Genomic DNA, 17,285 nt, shown 5'->3' on the forward strand with positions numbered 1-17,285 from the left:
AGAAAGGCTAATCGCATGGCAAGGTTTTACATTGTAGATCAACCGGAAGTTGATAAATTATGGCTTGTAAACGCTGACACACACAGCGTTGAATGTCTTGATCGGGATATTCTTCGATCACTCGGATCCGCTGGGCATGAATTTCTTTCGAGTATCAGCGACATGGCGGGCAATGAGAATGTGTCTCTCGAAACTCGAAGTGATCCGTCAGACAGAGCTTTTTCGTTCGACGGGAGAAGTAATCCATCTGATCGAGCATTCTCGTTTGACGGGAGAGGTGATCCATCGGATCGTGCCTTCTCGTTTGATGGGAGAAGCGATCCGTCTGATCGTGCTTTCTCGTTTGATAGTAGAAGCGATTTGTCAGATCGAGCATTTTCTTTTGGTCCAGAGAAAAGCACGGCCGTACCAGTCTGATAAAATAGTCGCCGATCTGCCCGTGACTATCAGAAGGAGTTTCTTATGAAGTCACGGGCCGGGATTTCGGTTTATGAAAGGCTTGCGGCGGATGAAGCCAAGCTTCGCTCCGCCGCAAGCAATAATGATCCGTCTTCCACCAGATTGCATGATGCGGATGTGACCGTGAGCCGGCTGCGTCCACATTTCTCGCAGCTGGGCATTGTTCGAATGGCGGAAGTGACCGGCCTCGACCGCATCGGTATTCCGGTGTGGATGGCGGTACGCCCAAATAGCCGTACATTGGCGGTCAGCCAAGGCAAAGGTATCACGGCACCACATGCGCGTGCTTCCGCTGTTATGGAAGCCGCAGAAATCGCTATTGCCGAAGACATTCCCGCCACGTCAATCACAGCAACGAAAGCTGCCCTGCAAGACAGCGGACACATTGTTTTTGACGGGCGCATGCTTCTCATGCGCGGTGCTGATGAGCCCGGAAATGACGAGCCGATCGAATGGTTGGAAGGCTTTGATCTCCTCAAGCAACTCCCGGTCTACGTGCCGCGCGAGGTCGTCTCGCTTGACTTCACGTCGCAGCGGCAGAACTGGCACTATAGCCAATCCACCGATGGGCTGGCGTCCGGAAACTGCCTGCTGGAAGCGGTTATCCATGGACTTTGCGAACGGGTGGAGCGTGATGCAACGGAGCTATGGCGGTTTCAGCGTGACGCTGGTGTCCAGGCGCGATGCGTCGATCCGCGCGTGTTCTCCGACAGCAATATTGATTGGCTAGCCGAACGCATTGCCAGTGCAGGTTTTGTGCTGAGGCTCTTCGATACGAGCTCGGATATCGCGCTGCCGGTTTTCATGGCGACCATCAGTCCGGCAACACAGCACGGCAGCTATCTGCATTTCGATCTCGCAGCGGGATATGGCTGCCATCTTTCTCCGCGCGTAGCCGCCATGCGCGCGATCACCGAGGCGGCGCAGACCCGTATCACCAATATTTCGGGTGCCCGGGACGATTTCGATCCATCGGAATATGCGCAGCGGCTTGCGCCGGACCTTGCCGTCTATATCCACGCGCAACCTGGAAGTGATTTCCATTTCGAAGACCCATCGCCGGTCGCGCGGGCAAGTCTGGAAACCTATCTCAACCCACTTCGCCAGCGCGGCATTAGAAGCGTGGTTGCTGTTCCGCTTGGCGGAGAAGAATATGGATTTTCCGTCTGCCGGGTGCTGGTCAATGAGTTGGAAAGCCCGGCAGGTATTCGCAAACATCGCTTCGGCGGGAGGGCTCTCAATGCAATGCTCCGCCAGTAAAGCAACGCCATGAAGATTCTTTTTGCAGGCCCGAGTCTTTCGGGAACCAAGTTCGTGCCGTTGCGCAGCGGAGAGGATGTGCTGCTGCCGGATCATGAATTGACTTGCCGTGGGCCGGCCAAATGCGGTGACATTACCCATGCCGTGGATCAGGGATTTCGCACGATCGGGCTTGTCGATGGACGCTTTGAGGACGTTGCAGCCGTCTGGCACAAGGAAATTCTCTATGCCTTGTCAAAAGGCGCAGTGATTTACGGCGCTGCCAGCATGGGCGCTTTGCGTGCCGCCGAATGCTATCCATTCGGCATGATCGGCATTGGGGAAGTGTTCGAGCGTTATGCTTTTGGCGGGCTGGAAGACGATGCGGCTGTTGCGCAGGTTCATGCGCCAGCCGAGTTTGGCTATATCGCATTCAGCGAGGCAATGGTCACTATTGATGCCACTTTGGAAAGGGCCAAAGCCGCCGGAGCCATCAATCCGGATGAAATGTATTATATTCGCTCAGCAGCGAATGCGATATTCTTCAAGGAGCGCAGCTGGCGACGGGTTTTTGACAAGATTTCAACCGAAATTGCCGATGGTGAAGCCCGCATAAGACCGCATATCTGCAACATCAAGCGACTTGACGCCACATTGTTGCTGGAAACCATGCTGGAGCAACGCCAGCCGAAGGAAATGGGCGCGCCTGACGATCATTTTCAAGATTGGACCTTCAATGAAACCAGCCAGTGGCTCAAACTGAAGGTCTAGTTTTCTCTACTCCTTAAGTTTCGGGCCTAACCGAATTCAGTACAATCTTATTGGTTAGCGCAGATTTTGTAAAAATTTCCGGAAAAAGCCCTTTGAGTCACGCTTGCGTAACGGGCAGAGATTTAGCTTCATATGTGTGGTCGCAAGTTTTAAACGCATGAAAAACAAGATCAAAAAAATCAAGCGTGTGTGGGAGCAAGCGGGCAGTCAGTGGGGGACCTACGCCGGAATTCTAAAGTGAATTGAATGTAGAATTTCGGCGTAGCACTGTTCTTATCCGTCCTGAAGAATCCAACCCAATAATCAAGATCCGGGCATGACGCGCGCGCTCTCGTGCGCGTACGCCATGTCATGGACGAGGGGCAGTATTGTGAAAGTAGCTATCGTTCATTATTGGCTTTTATCGATGCGCGGTGGCGAAAAAGTCCTCGAAGCACTGAGTGAGCTTTACCCCGAGGCAGATATTTTCACGCTGGTCTATGATCCCGACGCGATCAAGGGCCGGTTGAAAAACCACAAAATCACAACGTCCTTCCTGCAAAAAATACCGGGTTCAAAGAAACATTATCAGATGTTGCTGCCTCTAATGCCGCTGGCATTGGAAAGCATGGATCTGACCAGCTATGATTTGATCATCTCAAGCGAATCCGGGCCGGCAAAGGGGATTATCCCCAAGCCCGATGCGCTGCATATTTGCTATTGCCACTCGCCGATGCGCTACATCTGGGATCATTATTTTTTCTATCATGCCAGCGCGGGCTTCGTGAAACGATTGTTCATGCCGGTAATAGCATCCTGGTTGCGGCAGTGGGATGTTTCGACCAGCGCACGCGTTGATTGCTTTGTCGCAAATTCACGCCACATAGCCAATCGCGTGCAGAGATATTACCGGCGGGACGCGGTTGTTATACATCCGCCCGTCTCAGTGAGTGAATTTGCAATATCCGAAACGGTGGATGACTTCTACCTTTGTGCCGGGCAATTGGTAGGCTACAAGCGCGTTGATCTTGCGGTTGAAGCATTCACCAGAATGAACAAGAAGCTTGTCGTGATTGGGACAGGCGAAGAGATGGCCAGCCTAAAGAGCAAGGCGGGGCCAACGGTGACATTCCTGAATCACCAGCCATTCGCATCATTGAAGAGCCATATGGCACGGTGCAAGGCTCTGATTTTTCCTGGCGAAGAAGATTTTGGTATCGTGCCGGTTGAAGTAATGGCAAGCGGCCGCCCGGTTCTCGCCTATGGCAAAGGCGGGGCGGTTGACACCGTGGTCAATGGCCTGTCAGGCATGCTGTTTTCAGAACAATCCGTGGAAGCATTGATTGATTGTGTCGAGCAGTTCGAGCTGGTGGAAAAGAGCTTCGTGCCTGCCCGAATTCGCGCGCATTCGCTGCGTTTCAGCAAGGAAACATTCAAGGATAAAATGAGCCAGCTCATTCGCAAGGAATTTGAGCACCGGAATGCGCAACAAACCATGGACATGATTTCGCAGACACAAGGAACATCCGACGCGAGAGGGCGCTCGGGCGCTCTTGTCCTTGCCCTGAAGGCTCCGGCACAGACCAGCACAAATTCGCTGCGGCCAAGCTGAAGGATATCGCAGCTATGTTGGAACGCGTCGTGATCATCAATGATGAAGCTGTGGCCAGCGGCGGCGCGGCGGCTTTGGCTCTGCTGTCAGCACGCCTGCTGCATGAGGCCGGAATACCCGTTACTTTTCTGACAGGCGATACTGGCACCGGCTTTCCATTGCAGGGCAATCATAATGTGGAAATTGACGGGTTGGGAAGCCAGCCGCTGCTGAAATTGCCGGTTCACAGGCGGATCATGGATGGCGCCTATAACAAGGCCGCTTATGAGGCGATCACGCGTTACATTGCGCAAAATGACACGCCTGGCACGGTCTATCATGTCCATGCATGGGCCCAGATACTCTCACCCTCGATATTTTCAGCGCTTAAGCCGGTCTATAGCCGCCTGATAATATCGGCGCACGATTTTACTTTGGTGTGTCCCAACGGGAGCTATGCCAATTTCAAGACAAATAGCGTGTGTTCCCTAACACCGCTAAGCGGACAATGTCTGGCTTCAAACTGCGACAAGCGACGCTATGCCGACAAGCTGTGGCGTTTTGCGCGGTCGTGGTTGCGCACACGGCTTCTGGACATGTCCAAATCCAACTGCACGATTGCGTCCATTCATCCAATGATGAATCCATGGCTCGAAAGAGGGGGAATTCCCTCATCGCGCATCAGAACGGTGCTTAATCCGGTCAAGCCATTTGCGAAAAGGCGCATCCCTGCCGAAGAGAATAGTGACATATTCTTTATAGGGCGGCTCGAGTTTGAAAAGGGCGTCGATATTGCTGCTGAAGCCGCGCGAACGGTGGGACGGCGGCTGCGCGTTATTGGAGATGGAGCATTTCGCGAGGAGTTGCTCCAGCGCTATCCGGAGGTTATTTGCGAGGGCTGGAAAACTCATGACGAGATCAGTGCCCTTTTACAGGAAGCGCGGTTTGTGGTTATGCCGAGCAGACTTCCCGAACCCTTTGGCCTGGTTGCTCATGAAAGCCTCCAAAGCGGAATTCCAATCGTAGCCTTCAAGTCTGCATTCATCGCCAATGAAGCGCAGGAGCTCGGATGCGGCATAGTTGCCGAAGCGTCTGACGCTGAAAGCCTGGCAGCAGCCTTTGCAGAACTCGACAGCGATGACCGGGTTCAGCACATGAGCAAGACCGCATTTGCTCTTTCTCCAGGCTTGGCCAATACGCCGCAAAGTTGGTGTAATGAACTGATCGCCCTTTATGGCGAATGTCTGGCCGGTGAAAAATTGCCGGACACTGCACCGGCGCTTGATTCCTCCGCCGGAATGCACCCTTCTTACCAAGCGATCTGACCATCAAGCCTTTAAGGACGTCTACTTCGATTGTTCGGGGTTAGGCGCGCTATCCATTTATTCATACTTTTTGGTTAAAGTTGTAATTGATTTAGGAGAGGTCTAAATCTGCCGGGCTATCTTTGGTCCAAATTCAAGGTTAGAATTGACCTCAGTGTAAAAATGCATCGTTAAGAGATAGATGAAAAATACTTCTGAAAATCTTGAGACCACAACCCAACGACCCTCGAAGTCATTCTTTGACCTCGTTGAGGAGAAGTATCTTATTCGTTGGGCTGCATTCTTTCTTTGCGTGGTTTTCTGGCTCGTCATTTGGCGGATGACTTAAAGCGATTTATCGCTCGTTTAACTCATCATCACCTGCCGCAAGCCACTCCCGCAAAATAGCTACAGACATTGGTCCGAGATTGGGAATGAGATTCAATTCCAGCGTGGATGCCCATTGTCTGTCCGGCTCCCAATCAGGAGGCATGTCCCATGGTGCTCCGCCATACTCGACCCACAATGCGTTAGCGATCCGCGTATGGACCGTTTTGGAAGGACAAAACGTTTGAAGAAGATGGGGCATGAGTAACCCAGATAAGAGTTGCATCCGTATCACACCGATCACTATGTTCGTCAGAGCCGTTTGAAGTGCATTGCCCTAACTCTCTGTTGCTACGCAATTCCCGATGGAAAGCCCGTTTCAGCTTTTCCTGGAGCAAGTTTCAATATTCAGCAGCTGCCTTTCGCAAATAGCACCACCGACGCCGTGCGAACCATGATTTTCAGGTCTACCCAGATAGAGCGCGACTTGAAGTAGTCTGTGTCCAGCTTTACCCGCGTATCATACCCGGTATCACTGCGGCCGCTGACCTGCCACAGACCCGTTATGCCCGGCTTCATCGCGATGTAATACCGATAGGAATCGCCGTAGCGGCCGATCTCATCCATGACGATGGGACGTGGCCCGACAATACTCATTTCCCCACGCAGTACATTTATGAGTTGGGGAAGTTCGTCCAGGCTTGAAATCCGCAAAATGCGACCGACCCGATGGATTCTCGGATCAGTTTTGAGCTTTTGTGTTTCCGTCCATTCACGCAAGGATTCCGGACAGTGCGCCAGAAGCGTAACCAGACGCGCATCGGCATCTTTCGCCATGGAGCGGAACTTGAAACAAGTGAACTCTTTGCCGTTCAGGCCGATTCTGCGTTGCCTATATACGATAGGAAAGCCGTCAGTTGCTGCCAAAGTACCTATGATGCAGACTAAGACCGGAAAGAGAAATATTAGCGCGGCGGTGGCCAGTATAACGTCAAGAGTTCTCTTGATTACAATGTAGGACATCCGGTTCTTTGCCGGCATTTTTTCGGTCCGCTGTTCTATCAGCGGTTCTGTTATGTAGGACATAATCCTGACCCCAACCATTCCCATAGTTTCGGCTGCCCAGACGCGTAGCGCTGGAAATCCTCTTGAATCGCGGCAAAATCATTGCGTCCTAAAAAACCGCCCAAGCAAAGCAGTATTTTTAGTTACGAAATTTGTATTCTATACGCTGTGAGCACAGTATTGCATGTCTGGTTGCATGGTTTTATTTGTTTTATGATTCCCTGCATACAATTAAACTATAGTATAAATGTTTTGCGTCAATAATTAATAGTACTTAAAGAAATATGTTATGCCCTTAGTAATAATCATTAAAATTAGAGCTAAATGCCGTTATGGCCTAACCGGGCAGCGAGAAATATGTTGCAATGTCAAGAGGATGGTAGCACCAGACCTTGAAGCAAAGGTTATTTTGTTTTGCACAGATCTATAACAAACCGGGTTCCGAGCGTATCCAGATGGTGGCAGCCAACAATACCAGTCATGAAATCGGGTCTAACGGATTTTATGGTTTCTTCGACATAGTCTTCGGAATCGAGTCTGGTAATTTCCTGGATATTCAGACCGTAGCCGTAAATCCCATGAGAGTTACACTGCGACGGGCGTAAAACCCGATCACCTATGATATGGACGCGGCCCCCATTCCTTGCGATATCACTTCCAATAATCACGGGGTTGCGTTTGTGGGGGACAACTCTTTTCAGGTCAGGTCCATCAACGGCGAATGCATAAAGTTCGCTGGAGTGATCCATGAAAGTGTGATGATCCGAAAGGGAGGTCAGCAACCACCATTGCCCTTTGACCTTGAACATAGTTGTGTCAGCAGGGCTTTTGCCTTCAAGCGCTGTTGAATGAAGCTCCCATCTCAGGGGAAATTGTGTGCAGCGCCATATCTCCACCCGGTCTGTCTGGTGGGTTTCCGGAATCATGTAAATGTCCGGGCCGTCATTGAAGACGAATGGATAGGAAAGATGGTAACTCGTACGCAGGCAAGTTCCGAGAAATTCGACTTCTGATCCGGACAGCCGCGCGACAGATATCCAGGCGTTCATACTGTTATCCGGGAAACATTCGAAAAAGACATAGTCCTGGTTTTGCCATCGAAACAGGAAGGGATCGGCGGCCCACATTCTGTCGGCGAGCTTTAGAGGGGTAGCCTTATCGGGGGTAAAGTTTTCGATACTCCCATCCCCCATATAAACGCCCCAGCTCCTTGAGTTGAGCCCAAGAATTGATCTTGCTCGCACTGCAAGTTTTCCAATGATGTTACGGCCAAGCTGTCCCAGATAAAGGATAGAATCGCTAAGTTGAGGTGCGGCTCGCATATCTACGGAGAGCGTGGCGGGGCTTGTGGAAAACTTCCTCGTCTCTGCCAATCTGCGTAACTCGCGCAGCAGCAGCAGGACAGACTTCTCCTTGATAAAGGCTCCATTGAGCGCCGCGCTATATTTGGTGTTGTAGCCGGCACTGGAAATGACGAGCGGCTCAGGCTCCGAGCCAAGGCGAGCTGACAATTGAACCACAGTCAGTGCCTTGCGATCTTTCACTTCCCAAAACCCGGTCCAGTCATGGCCGCTGGCCACTTTATCGACGAAATCGAGAGACCATTCGCCAAACTCGATCTGGTCGAGACATTGCTGCGGAAGCGGTTTTGCCGTCAATCGCACTGCCACATCAATATTTACGCCCAGCAGACCGTCGCGGCCTACACGTATGGATTCGGGTAATTTGTATTGCTGATTTCCGAAAGGTTGAGCGGGATAGCGCCGTTGTTTAACAAACACCTGCCTCTCTACCCGATCAATCAATTTTCCAACAAACGACGTGTCATGCGCCGGCACTGGACCAGTTTCGATAACAGCCTTCAGATTGAACTCAGGACAATCAAGAACACCCTTTAAAAACTTGATCTCCCAATTCTGTAATCGATCCATGGAATCAGTGATGATTCCAATACGAAGTCTCGTAGACATTCTGCCCCCTAAACCTGGTCTCATCGATCCTCGGATTGCGTTCAAATGCGCGAATTTCTCAGGATGAGCACGGCTTAGCATTGAATGTTCCACTTTCATGAGCATCCGTCCAGAATGCCTAATCCAATTGATTAGAGGGGTAATTCCTGAAACAAAACGGGCCATCTGGTATGGATGAAGCGATCGTTTTGAGCAGTCAGGTTGGTGTTCAAAGCATGTGCCGGAGGCATCACGCTGAAACAGGGTTCTCAGATAATAGCCGAGAGGCTCACGCCCAGGAAAGCTGCCGTCATGGCGTTTATGGCGATGGCTTCGCGTATCTGCGCCCAACTTGCGCAAGTGCTGGTATTCATTCTGGCAGCGCGAATGCTGTCGGCAGCTGAATTTGGTGTTTATACCCTGATCCTTGCCATAGCCATACTGCTGACCCGTGTCGCCGAAGCGGGCTCGCGGGAGTTTATAATGAGCTGCCGCGAGGATATCTCGCTGTTCAATCAGATTGCTACAATGGCTCTCGCCAGCGGTGCGGCGGCGATGGCTATCGGCCTTGCCGTTTCCGGCGTACTGGACCGTTTTTTCGAAATGCGGCTGGCGGCTGAAATTCTCGTCATTTTTTCAGTCTGGGTGGTATTTGCAACCTTTAGCGCAGTTTATGCTGGCATATTGGTTCGTCAAAGCAGATCCGAAATGCACTCGATTCTGCTCATGGTCGGCGAAGGCGTTGGCCTGGCGATCACCTTGGCTGGATTGCTTGCAGGATGGGGAATATTTGCCTTGGCCGTGGGCAAGCTCTTCATGCAAATCACCTATCTTTGCAGCGCGATGCTCATAACGCGGTGGGTTCCGCGTCTGCGGCTTCACTGGGCCATCGTAAAAGAACTCGCAGCATTCTCCCGCTATATATTGGCGACCCGCATGGTCGCCTATTTCCATACTTATGCGGTGACTTTCGCAATCGGAATATTCTTTGGCACGGCGAGCGTGGGTTACTACCGGGTGGCAGATCGTCTGGGATCGTCGTTCGCCGATATGATGGATGAACCAAGCCGGTTGATAGCCTGGGTTAGCCTGAGGCGTTCTATCCGGGAAAATCAGACCCTTCAGGAACTCAAGCGAGGTGTGGGGCGGGAAGCGACCGTGCTTTTGCCCTTCCTGCTGGCTCTGGCTGCCCCTATTTTCATTGGCCTTGCGCTTGTGTCGGAGACGCTGGTCGTTCTTCTGCTTGGCGATCAGTGGCATCCGGCGGCTCCACTGACGGCTCTCCTTGCCCTGATGTATATGCTGTATAGTCCAGGCGTATTAACCGAGCCGCTTTTGTCGCTAACGGGGCAGGTGCGACGGTTACCGCTCGTCTCGCTATGCAACATGGTCGTCGCCGTTATCTTCCTGCTTGGAGCCGTGCCCTTCGGTATAATGGGTGTCGCTATCGGCCAGGTAATGGCAGCCGCGATCACGGCAGGCGTAACGATATGGCTGCAAAGCCATTACGGCGGCGTTAGCTGGAAGCGTGTCGGGGCCAGCAGCATTATCATCGTGCCGAGCCTGATCGCGATGGTCGCCTGCATAATCTGGGTATCGCAACTCTCTCTATCGCCCGCACTAGACCTCGGACTAAAAATTCTGACGGGGGCTTTGGTCTATGTTTGCGTACTCGTCGTGCTCTACATTTCCTTTTTCAAAGTGAGCAACACTTTTACCTGGAAGAAGGTGAAAGTGCCACCAAACCCAACGTCTGAAGTCGAGGAGAGTTACTGATGCAGCCGATGACGAAAGACACGGATAATATGCCGGCTACTCGCACGGAAATGAGCCGTCATAGCTTTCTTGGCATAGAACTCGAAATTGCTGGCGGCGTTCTGATCCCCCGGGAAGAGACCGAACTCCTGGGCCGCACGGCAATCGGCATTGTGGCAAACAGCACCTCGCCGCTGGTTATCGATATGTGCTGTGGCTCGGGCAATCTTGGGCTTGCTATCGCCAGTGCAGTTCCATCAGCAAAAGTCATGAGTGCGGACCTAACCGACGAGACCGTCAATGCTGCCCGGCACAATACACAACGGTTGGGCCTATCGGATCGTGTTGAAGTCTATCAGGGCGACTTGTTTGCAGCATTTGGCGATAAATCTCCAGCCGGAAAAGTGGATCTGGTTGTGTGTAATCCTCCCTACATTTCTGCAAAGCGACTACACGAAACACTTGCGCATCTCTTGGAGGAGGAGCCACGCGAGGCCTTTGACGGTGGACCTTTCGGCATCTCTATCCTTCAAAGGCTGGTACGCGACTCTGCCGATATGTTGAGACCCGGGGGCTCTTTGGCTTTCGAGTTTGGAGAAGGGCAACATCATCAGGTCGCTCATTTGTTATCGCGCTCGGGCGCTTATGAAGAGATATCGTTTGTCGACAATGAATTAGGGATCGCCCGGGTGGCGATTGCCAGAAAAAAATAGCAGTCGGTAGGAGCCTTCTATGGACGGCGTAGCATTCAGCGAGGTTCGGAACTTGGCGCCCCAGGATATCCCTGCGGTAGCGGCGATGTTTTGGCGAATGTTCAAGCCAGCCAACACAAAAATTCCAGCATCATTAGCGGACTATCTATCGGAGCTTTATCTCGATCCCGGAAACAGCACGGGGATCATCTCACAAGTCCATATCCGGGGCGATGGCGTGCTGACGGGGTTCATTGGCGCGCTTCCATTGAAAATGGCTTTTGGAAACGCTCCCCTGCAGGCGGCAATTTGCGGCCCCTTGATGGTCGAGGATCATATTGAGGATCCGCTTGCCGGAGCACGGTTGCTTCGCGCTTTTCTCACCGGACCCCAAGACCTTTCATTAAGCGAAACAGCCAACGAAACATCGCGAATTATGTGGCGCAAGCTGCGTGGCAGGGTTTTGCCCGGATATAGCCTGGAATGGCTGCGTATTCTTCGTCCCACTGCCTTTGCTGCTGAAGCGGCGTCGCGTCGTTTCAAGTTCTTGCGGCACGGCAAGCTGCTATCGGGGCCATTCGATCTCTTCGCTCATGCAATTATGAAAACCTCCATACCGGAGAAACCCCAAGGCGTGAATGATTGCAGCATTGAGCTGGATATGTTGCCCCCGCTCATTGCGTCCTGGCTGAAAGACTACGAATTACGCCCGGATTGGGATCTGTCGACCTTGAGCGATGTTCTGGCGACGGCCAGCACGAAATCAACCTACGGCACCATGCACAGCAGAGTGGTGAAGAGCCGGACAGGCAAGCCTTTGGGTGCTTATCTGTTTCACGGCGGTCGCGGGGAGACTGTCCGTGTCCTTCAAATCATTGCCGCGAAAGGGCAGGAAAGCACCGTATTGGATAGCCTCCTTTACTATGCCAATTCCATAGGTGCCGTTGCTGTACGGGCTCGTTCACAACCGCAATTGCTGGAAGCGATGATGATACGCCGCGGCCTGTTCTTTCAGCGTTCATCCACCGTGGTGCATACTGGCGACCCGCGCGTCCTGGAAGCTTTTTCAAAGGGGAATGCATTTTTTAACGGCCTTGCGGGCGAAGGCTGGAATCGCCTGAATGGCGACGAGTTTGTTTGAGAATCGAGCGGAGAGAATTTCCACCGAAGTGATGTCAAATATTTATATTATTGACCTTCATGAAACCCCATATGGATTTGTTGACGTCGATTATTGAATCAATTGTTGCCTGTATTCGCAACATCTCTTCGTCATCGAGTGCTTCAACTTTTCCATATTTCAGGTTCTCGTCCATATCGACAATCCGCATCAGCTGAGTTGATGCGGTTCGGCCTGATTCATCGAACGAATATATGCAGTGGTTGTACTTGTTGCGCAGGCGTTGCTCACGCGTCATTCGGGCTGTGATCTTAAGGACTGCTGCCTTGGTTTCCGGCGTTGTAGAATGTATTTTTGCAAGGCGCTCGATGAGATCAATGCGCGCTCGTGTCGTATTCAGCGTCAAGAAAATGACAGTTGCCGCTTCCTTGTTCGTATCCAGCAGGTGGGCAATCAGGTAAATGAACAAACTCTCCGTGTTTGTCCAAGTATAGTTCAATTTGCCCACCAGCATGAGAATGTCGTCGAGCCGCGACATTGATACTACATAACCCGAGCCATTTCTGGCGAAGCTGCATAGTGGCTCATCGGCGCCTTGTACCCCCTAAAAGGGGGCTGAAAGGCCTCTTGATCCCTCGTATTGCGATATACGGCAGCGGCCTGCGTACGGTTATGCACACGCAATTTGCGGATGAGATTATGCACATGGACCTTAACAGTATGTTCTGACAGCGTCAGGCGGTCGGCAATGATCTTGTTTTGCAGACCTTCCGACAACAGCTCCAAAATTTGCTGTTCACGGATGGTCAATGTCTTGATCGGCCGGATTACGCCGTCGGATTGCTGATGAGAAGTGCCCATTGAGCGTCCGCTATTGTCATCCCGTGCTCTATCCGAAGAGCGACTGATGTGAGGCGGATAATATTCACCACCATTCAGCAGCAGCCAGATGACCGCAAGCCATATATCCAGCTTTAAATTGAAAGGTAACAAGCCTTGGATAACCTTGCCGTCGAACAGGCTGTCGAGTTCATCCAGTCCCGATACATTATCGTCAACCATCATGGTAATGGAGGCGTTGGGAAAGCGCTTCCTGCACCGCAATGCCGATTCACTGAAGCTGGAAACAAAGCCGGCGTGGATGAGGACGAGCTGAATATCGTCATCATAAGCTTCGGCCTCGGTAAATGAGCTGCACAGATGAATGTCTATATCGGTGAAATTGCGTTCCAACGACTGCACCAGTCCCTGAAAGACGACGCCCGCTTCAGCATAGATAAATATCGAACTTTTAAATCGCCCATTCCCTGGATCAGTCTTGATGTGATCCGAAAGTTTGCGTGGTATTGTTCCACTCATGATAGTCCCCTGCGCCCTTTAGTCGGAAAAGTATTTCTTCCGAGGTTTCTTTTCGATTGTTGGATTTTATCTGAATAGTTTTGTTTAAGATCGTTAATCAGGATGCCTGTAGCCCCCGCTACTTGCTCTGATTAACCAAGGATTAATAAACGTCGCGTGACGCGGTCGTGACGTGAATTGAAAAGGTGTTTCGTCTGCACGTCACTTGATTCGCGCAGGTATAAAGCAGCACCTGGGCCCCGTTTGAGGCATATGAATTCGATAATATTGTTTAGAACTTATCTGCTGGTTCAACTGATCTATTGTACTGCAAATCCATCAACGGCCTAAAACGGCGGGATTCATAAGGTTACGCCGCCCGTTTCGCGGTTCACCAATGAGCTAAATATAAGTGCTATCTTCCGGTCTGCCCGTTTGCGTCATACGGTTGTGAGGTCTTGAGTTTCCAGCGTAGCGTAAGTGAAACCAAGAAAATAAAACCAGTGTGCCAGTATTCTGAGTTGAATAGCATGCGATATTCTATCGCGAGCTTGGGGATACTTTTGCTGTAACAACTTAACATCTGCCAGCGTGGACATCGTAGCCTCGTTAAAGAGCATAGAGGTTTTGTCTTCTCCGCAGATATTCCGGAGGAAATAATATGAATAATCGCAACAACAATCATCACCAGAATCCCGGTATAGACCCGTCAGCGTCGGCAAGTGCTGATGCTTCAGCATTCGCTGCTGCCTTGGCTCTTCAGATGCAAGGGCAGGGACAAGGTCAGGGCCAGGGGCAAGATCAGGGCCAAGGCCAGGATCAGGGACAAGGCCAGGGTCAAGGGCAGGGACAGGGGCAGGATCAAGGACAAGGTCAGGAGCAGTCATCTGTTTCGGAAAATCTCAATCTGAACGGCAATTTCAACGAGAGCTCCAGCGATAATTCCAATGCCAACAGCAACTCCAACAGTAATTCGTCGCACACGGATGTAAAAGTAAATGTTGGTGTCGATTTAGACGGCTATCTGCCGACTGATGACGACTTTGCCGATCTCGATTTGCATCACAATAGTTTTGACAACATCTTCCTCACCGAATCCGGCAACATCAACTTTGATCCCGGCAACGATGTGAACTTCTCTAACGTTCTCAATGGCGCATTTAGCGGCGGCGGCAGCGATACGGGATTTGCGCTCAGTCAAGTTGTTGATCTTGTCGATAATGACACCCTCTCCGGTGTAACCCAGACCAACAGTGGCATTGTCACCTTGACCGCGACCGGCGGTACTGCAAGCGCAGGTGATGGCATTGGTACCGATGATGGTGGCTGGGGCGGCATGGACCACAGCTTCTTCGGCGGTGGCCATGGCGGTTCGGGTGGTTCCGGCGATATTGGTGCAAGCGACGACGTATCGGGTTCAAGTGCGGCGAGCGCAGCAGCCAATCTTACATCCACGGCGTTCACCCAGGAAATTGTACTTGGTGCAAACCTGCAGCAGAATGCCTTCGAAGCGACCGTTATCAACGGCTCGTACACGCATACATCGAACGGCGACACCGACGCGGTTTGATTCAGTTAGCTGGCAATTTGCCGCTCGGAAAATGGTCTGCGCACAATGTGCGCAGGCCAATTACCGGATGAAAATACGGACAGCATAATTGGCGGGAGCCATCAAAAATGCTCGGATTTGGCGATCATATTTCAGAATCCATTGCACACTTCATGGGATACTTCAGCACGTCGGTTGAAGCGGTAAAAATGCGCCTCGAATATCGTGAATTCAAAGACGCGCCGGATGTTCCGCAATCGCACGGTGAAATATTGGCGATACAGACAGATCCGCAGATGCAATTGGCACCTGGTACATTTGTTCCCGATGGAAACTATCTACCGATGCCTTGGACAGCGAGCAGCAATGATGTTTTGCCTGGGGTGAATATCGAGCCGATTGATGTGCAATTATATGGGCACAATCTCTATCATACGGCGGTTCCAATACATTCTTCCGGCAATGGCAATGGTCAATCACTCGAACAAGGGCCATTCATCGGGCCAGAGGTTCCTGAAACATCAATGGTGCTTCAGCAGACCAGCCACATGGAAGACAATGACATTGTCATTACGGGCAATCACTCTCCAGCAAACTTGCACTGGGGCGACAATGCCGATTTGGCAACATTGTCGGTTAGCGCCTTACTTGTTTCAAACGCATTCTCCCACGATTTGCCGGATACCGCGTCGGGCATGGCGCAGTTTTTCAGCGACCAGAGCGACAGCATGGATGTTGCGGAAGGGCTGCTAACCGGCATATCGGGTATTACTGTGGTCGCATCTCCAACCGCTGGAATTTACGTCAACGGGACCACGGTCTCGGAGGCCCCGGTTCTGGATGATTATAAGCCCGCGCAATTGGCTACTCCCAATACGCCAGAGTCTGCCACAGGCCATCAGGCACTGATTATCAATGGGAAAGACATAGAGGGCACGGTTTCACTAGAGGCGGGCTCCAACATTCTGGTCAACGAAATCGTCCTCACCAATACCGGAACATCGGGCGCTCATTTTGCCGTTGCCGGCAATTACTACAACATCAATGCCATCGTTCAAACAAATGCCTATAGTGACATAGACAGCTTCAGCAATGGATTTGTTGGCCAACAGCAGTCGTGCGGGCCATCCACCAACGCGATGAACATCGCAGATTTTATCTCTTCCACTGGGCATGTGCAGGTTCCAGCCGCAACAGGCGAGGCTCCTGTTTTTCCGCAGAACTGGCAGGTCACCGTTATGAATGGCGACCTTATGCAGATGAACTGGATATCACAATATAACTTCCTCTCAGACAATGACGCGCATGTACTCTCGTCGACAGGTTCTTACACGACGATTACGACCGGCTCCAATGGGATGCTGAACACTGCATCGTTCGCCAATCTGTGTAATTCCTATGATCTGGTCATCATTGGCGGGCATCTTTACAGCGGCAATCTGATCTTTCAGACGAATGTTCTTTTTGACGATGACACAATGACAACCGGAAACGGGACCGGTGCCTATAGTGGAACATTATCAACCAGTGACAATCTTTTGTGGAACTCGGCAAGCATTCAAAGCGCAGGTACAACGAACTGGGCCACTGGACTTCCAGATCATTACAAAGAAGCGATGAGTGGTCTGGCCGACGGCAACTACAAAATGCCGGATGGGTTTCGTTCCGATGCTGCACTCCAAGGCATGGCCGGTCTCAAGATGTTGTACATCTCAGGCAATGTTTACGACCTTAACTATATCAGCCAGACCAATATTCTCGGCGATTCCGATTTTGTGGCTCGTTACGAAGACGCATTGCGCGCCACTTCCCATGATACGGTTTGGGACATAAGCACAGGCTCAAACGCATTGATCAATGTCGCGACGATTGTCGATGGCGGACATGGCAATGGAACCTCTTATGCGGGTGGTGGCGTGTACTCGGACTCGATCCTGATTCAAGCAGAGATCATTGCCCAGCAACCTGGGCATGGAAGCGGTCAAGGCCAGCCACTTGCCAACGAAATTATCGCTTTTCTGGATGACGACGCATCGCCGTCACCGAACGCCGATCATACACCAATTCATCTGCCGGATACGACTCATTCGGTGGATGTGATGCAAACAGCTCTCGCCTAAAAACAAAAAGAATGCGTGGGGGGACGC

15 protein-coding genes are annotated in these 17,285 nt (G+C 51.5%); 10 read left to right on the forward strand and 5 right to left on the reverse strand.

Annotation, left to right across the window (positions count from 1 at the left end):
* Window positions 1-199 precede the first annotated feature (199 nt).
* The 5 genes from V9K92_RS21095 (at window position 200) to V9K92_RS21115 (ending at window position 5,364) form a co-directional block, all read left to right on the forward strand.
* A complete protein-coding gene (locus V9K92_RS21095) occupies window positions 200-466 on the forward strand; it encodes a hypothetical protein (protein ID WP_336442125.1) in 267 nt (88 codons plus the stop codon).
* Window positions 463-1,719 carry a YcaO-like family protein gene (locus tag V9K92_RS21100; protein ID WP_115053333.1) on the forward strand — a complete coding sequence of 419 codons (1,257 nt, stop codon included), beginning with the start codon at window positions 463-465 and terminating at the stop codon, window positions 1,717-1,719. The genes V9K92_RS21095 and V9K92_RS21100 overlap by 4 nt, the downstream gene beginning before the upstream one ends.
* A gap of 9 nt (window positions 1,720-1,728) precedes the next feature.
* Window positions 1,729-2,469 carry a TfuA-like protein gene (locus V9K92_RS21105; RefSeq protein ID WP_336442127.1) on the forward strand — a complete coding sequence of 247 codons (741 nt, stop codon included), beginning with the start codon at window positions 1,729-1,731 and terminating at the stop codon, window positions 2,467-2,469.
* A 370-nt stretch (window positions 2,470-2,839) separates the two neighbouring features.
* The gene (locus V9K92_RS21110; protein ID WP_337354872.1) at window positions 2,840-4,060 is read left to right on the forward strand and encodes a glycosyltransferase; all 1,221 of its coding nucleotides are present in this window, start codon (window positions 2,840-2,842) and stop codon (window positions 4,058-4,060) included.
* Window positions 4,061-4,074: 14 nt separating this feature from the next.
* On the forward strand, window positions 4,075-5,364 hold the full coding sequence (locus V9K92_RS21115; RefSeq protein ID WP_337354873.1) for a glycosyltransferase family 4 protein: 1,290 nt from the start codon (window positions 4,075-4,077) through the stop codon (window positions 5,362-5,364).
* A gap of 334 nt (window positions 5,365-5,698) precedes the next feature.
* Here the strand turns inward: V9K92_RS21115 and V9K92_RS21120 are convergent, their stop codons facing one another.
* The 3 genes from V9K92_RS21120 to V9K92_RS21130 form a co-directional block, all read right to left on the reverse strand.
* Entirely contained in the window at window positions 5,699-5,836 is a 138-nt protein-coding gene (locus V9K92_RS21120; protein WP_337354874.1) for a hypothetical protein, read from the reverse strand.
* A gap of 242 nt (window positions 5,837-6,078) precedes the next feature.
* A complete protein-coding gene (locus tag V9K92_RS21125) occupies window positions 6,079-6,756 on the reverse strand; it encodes a sugar transferase (RefSeq protein ID WP_307275650.1) in 678 nt (225 codons plus the stop codon).
* 383 nt (window positions 6,757-7,139) lie between these two features.
* Window positions 7,140-8,705 carry a glucosamine inositolphosphorylceramide transferase family protein gene (locus V9K92_RS21130; RefSeq protein ID WP_337354875.1) on the reverse strand — a complete coding sequence of 522 codons (1,566 nt, stop codon included), beginning with the start codon at window positions 8,703-8,705 and terminating at the stop codon, window positions 7,140-7,142.
* A 291-nt stretch (window positions 8,706-8,996) separates the two neighbouring features.
* On the opposite strand from V9K92_RS21130, the gene V9K92_RS21135 reads away from it, so the two are divergent.
* From V9K92_RS21135 to V9K92_RS21145, 3 genes are read left to right on the forward strand one after another with little or no spacing between them, the layout of a single operon-like run.
* Window positions 8,997-10,460, forward strand: a complete 1,464-nt coding sequence (locus V9K92_RS21135) for an oligosaccharide flippase family protein (protein WP_115053339.1) — start codon at window positions 8,997-8,999, stop codon at window positions 10,458-10,460.
* On the forward strand, window positions 10,460-11,152 hold the full coding sequence (locus tag V9K92_RS21140; protein WP_337354876.1) for a N5-glutamine methyltransferase family protein: 693 nt from the start codon (window positions 10,460-10,462) through the stop codon (window positions 11,150-11,152). The genes V9K92_RS21135 and V9K92_RS21140 overlap by 1 nt, the downstream gene beginning before the upstream one ends.
* Window positions 11,153-11,171: 19 nt before the next feature.
* Window positions 11,172-12,272 (forward strand): hypothetical protein, encoded by a 1,101-nt coding sequence (locus V9K92_RS21145; protein WP_337354877.1) that lies wholly within the window; start codon window positions 11,172-11,174, stop codon window positions 12,270-12,272.
* A gap of 34 nt (window positions 12,273-12,306) precedes the next feature.
* On the opposite strand, the gene V9K92_RS21150 is transcribed toward V9K92_RS21145, so the two are convergent.
* Complete coding sequence (locus tag V9K92_RS21150; protein ID WP_115053341.1) at window positions 12,307-12,789, reverse strand: hypothetical protein; 483 nt, start codon at window positions 12,787-12,789, stop codon at window positions 12,307-12,309.
* Between the two features lie 5 nt (window positions 12,790-12,794).
* On the reverse strand, window positions 12,795-13,610 hold the full coding sequence (locus tag V9K92_RS21155) for a response regulator transcription factor (protein WP_115053342.1): 816 nt from the start codon (window positions 13,608-13,610) through the stop codon (window positions 12,795-12,797).
* A gap of 640 nt (window positions 13,611-14,250) precedes the next feature.
* Between V9K92_RS21155 and V9K92_RS21160 the strand changes: the two genes are divergently transcribed.
* Together V9K92_RS21160 and V9K92_RS21165 are read left to right on the forward strand one after the other, a co-directional pair.
* Window positions 14,251-15,159: a hypothetical protein gene (locus tag V9K92_RS21160; protein ID WP_307275637.1), complete on the forward strand. Its 909-nt coding sequence runs from the start codon at window positions 14,251-14,253 to the stop codon at window positions 15,157-15,159.
* Between the two features lie 107 nt (window positions 15,160-15,266).
* Window positions 15,267-17,258 (forward strand): hypothetical protein, encoded by a 1,992-nt coding sequence (locus V9K92_RS21165; RefSeq protein ID WP_337354878.1) that lies wholly within the window; start codon window positions 15,267-15,269, stop codon window positions 17,256-17,258.
* The last annotated feature ends 27 nt before the right edge of the window (window positions 17,259-17,285 follow it).

Source organism: Phyllobacterium sp. CCNWLW109 (genome assembly GCF_037203905.1).
Taxonomy (GTDB): Bacteria; Pseudomonadota; Alphaproteobacteria; order Rhizobiales; family Rhizobiaceae; genus Phyllobacterium; species Phyllobacterium ifriqiyense.

Bases quoted from the DNA above. Each gene is read 5' to 3' on its own strand.
- V9K92_RS21100 (WP_115053333.1), top strand. From the start codon at position 463: ATGAAGTCACGGGCCGGGATTTCGGTTTATGAAAGGCTTGCGGCGGAT.
- V9K92_RS21105 (WP_336442127.1), top strand. From the start codon at position 1,729: ATGAAGATTCTTTTTGCAGGCCCGAGTCTTTCGGGAACCAAGTTCGTG.
- V9K92_RS21115 (WP_337354873.1), top strand. From the start codon at position 4,075: ATGTTGGAACGCGTCGTGATCATCAATGATGAAGCTGTGGCCAGCGGC.
- V9K92_RS21120 (WP_337354874.1), bottom strand. From the start codon at position 5,836: ATGCCTCCTGATTGGGAGCCGGACAGACAATGGGCATCCACGCTGGAA.
- V9K92_RS21125 (WP_307275650.1), bottom strand. From the start codon at position 6,756: ATGTCCTACATAACAGAACCGCTGATAGAACAGCGGACCGAAAAAATG.
- V9K92_RS21130 (WP_337354875.1), bottom strand. From the start codon at position 8,705: ATGTCTACGAGACTTCGTATTGGAATCATCACTGATTCCATGGATCGA.
- V9K92_RS21135 (WP_115053339.1), top strand. From the start codon at position 8,997: ATGGCGTTTATGGCGATGGCTTCGCGTATCTGCGCCCAACTTGCGCAA.
- V9K92_RS21140 (WP_337354876.1), top strand. From the start codon at position 10,460: ATGCAGCCGATGACGAAAGACACGGATAATATGCCGGCTACTCGCACG.
- V9K92_RS21145 (WP_337354877.1), top strand. From the start codon at position 11,172: ATGGACGGCGTAGCATTCAGCGAGGTTCGGAACTTGGCGCCCCAGGAT.
- V9K92_RS21150 (WP_115053341.1), bottom strand. From the start codon at position 12,789: ATGTCGCGGCTCGACGACATTCTCATGCTGGTGGGCAAATTGAACTAT.
- V9K92_RS21155 (WP_115053342.1), bottom strand. From the start codon at position 13,610: ATGAGTGGAACAATACCACGCAAACTTTCGGATCACATCAAGACTGAT.
- V9K92_RS21160 (WP_307275637.1), top strand. From the start codon at position 14,251: ATGAATAATCGCAACAACAATCATCACCAGAATCCCGGTATAGACCCG.
- V9K92_RS21165 (WP_337354878.1), top strand. From the start codon at position 15,267: ATGCTCGGATTTGGCGATCATATTTCAGAATCCATTGCACACTTCATG.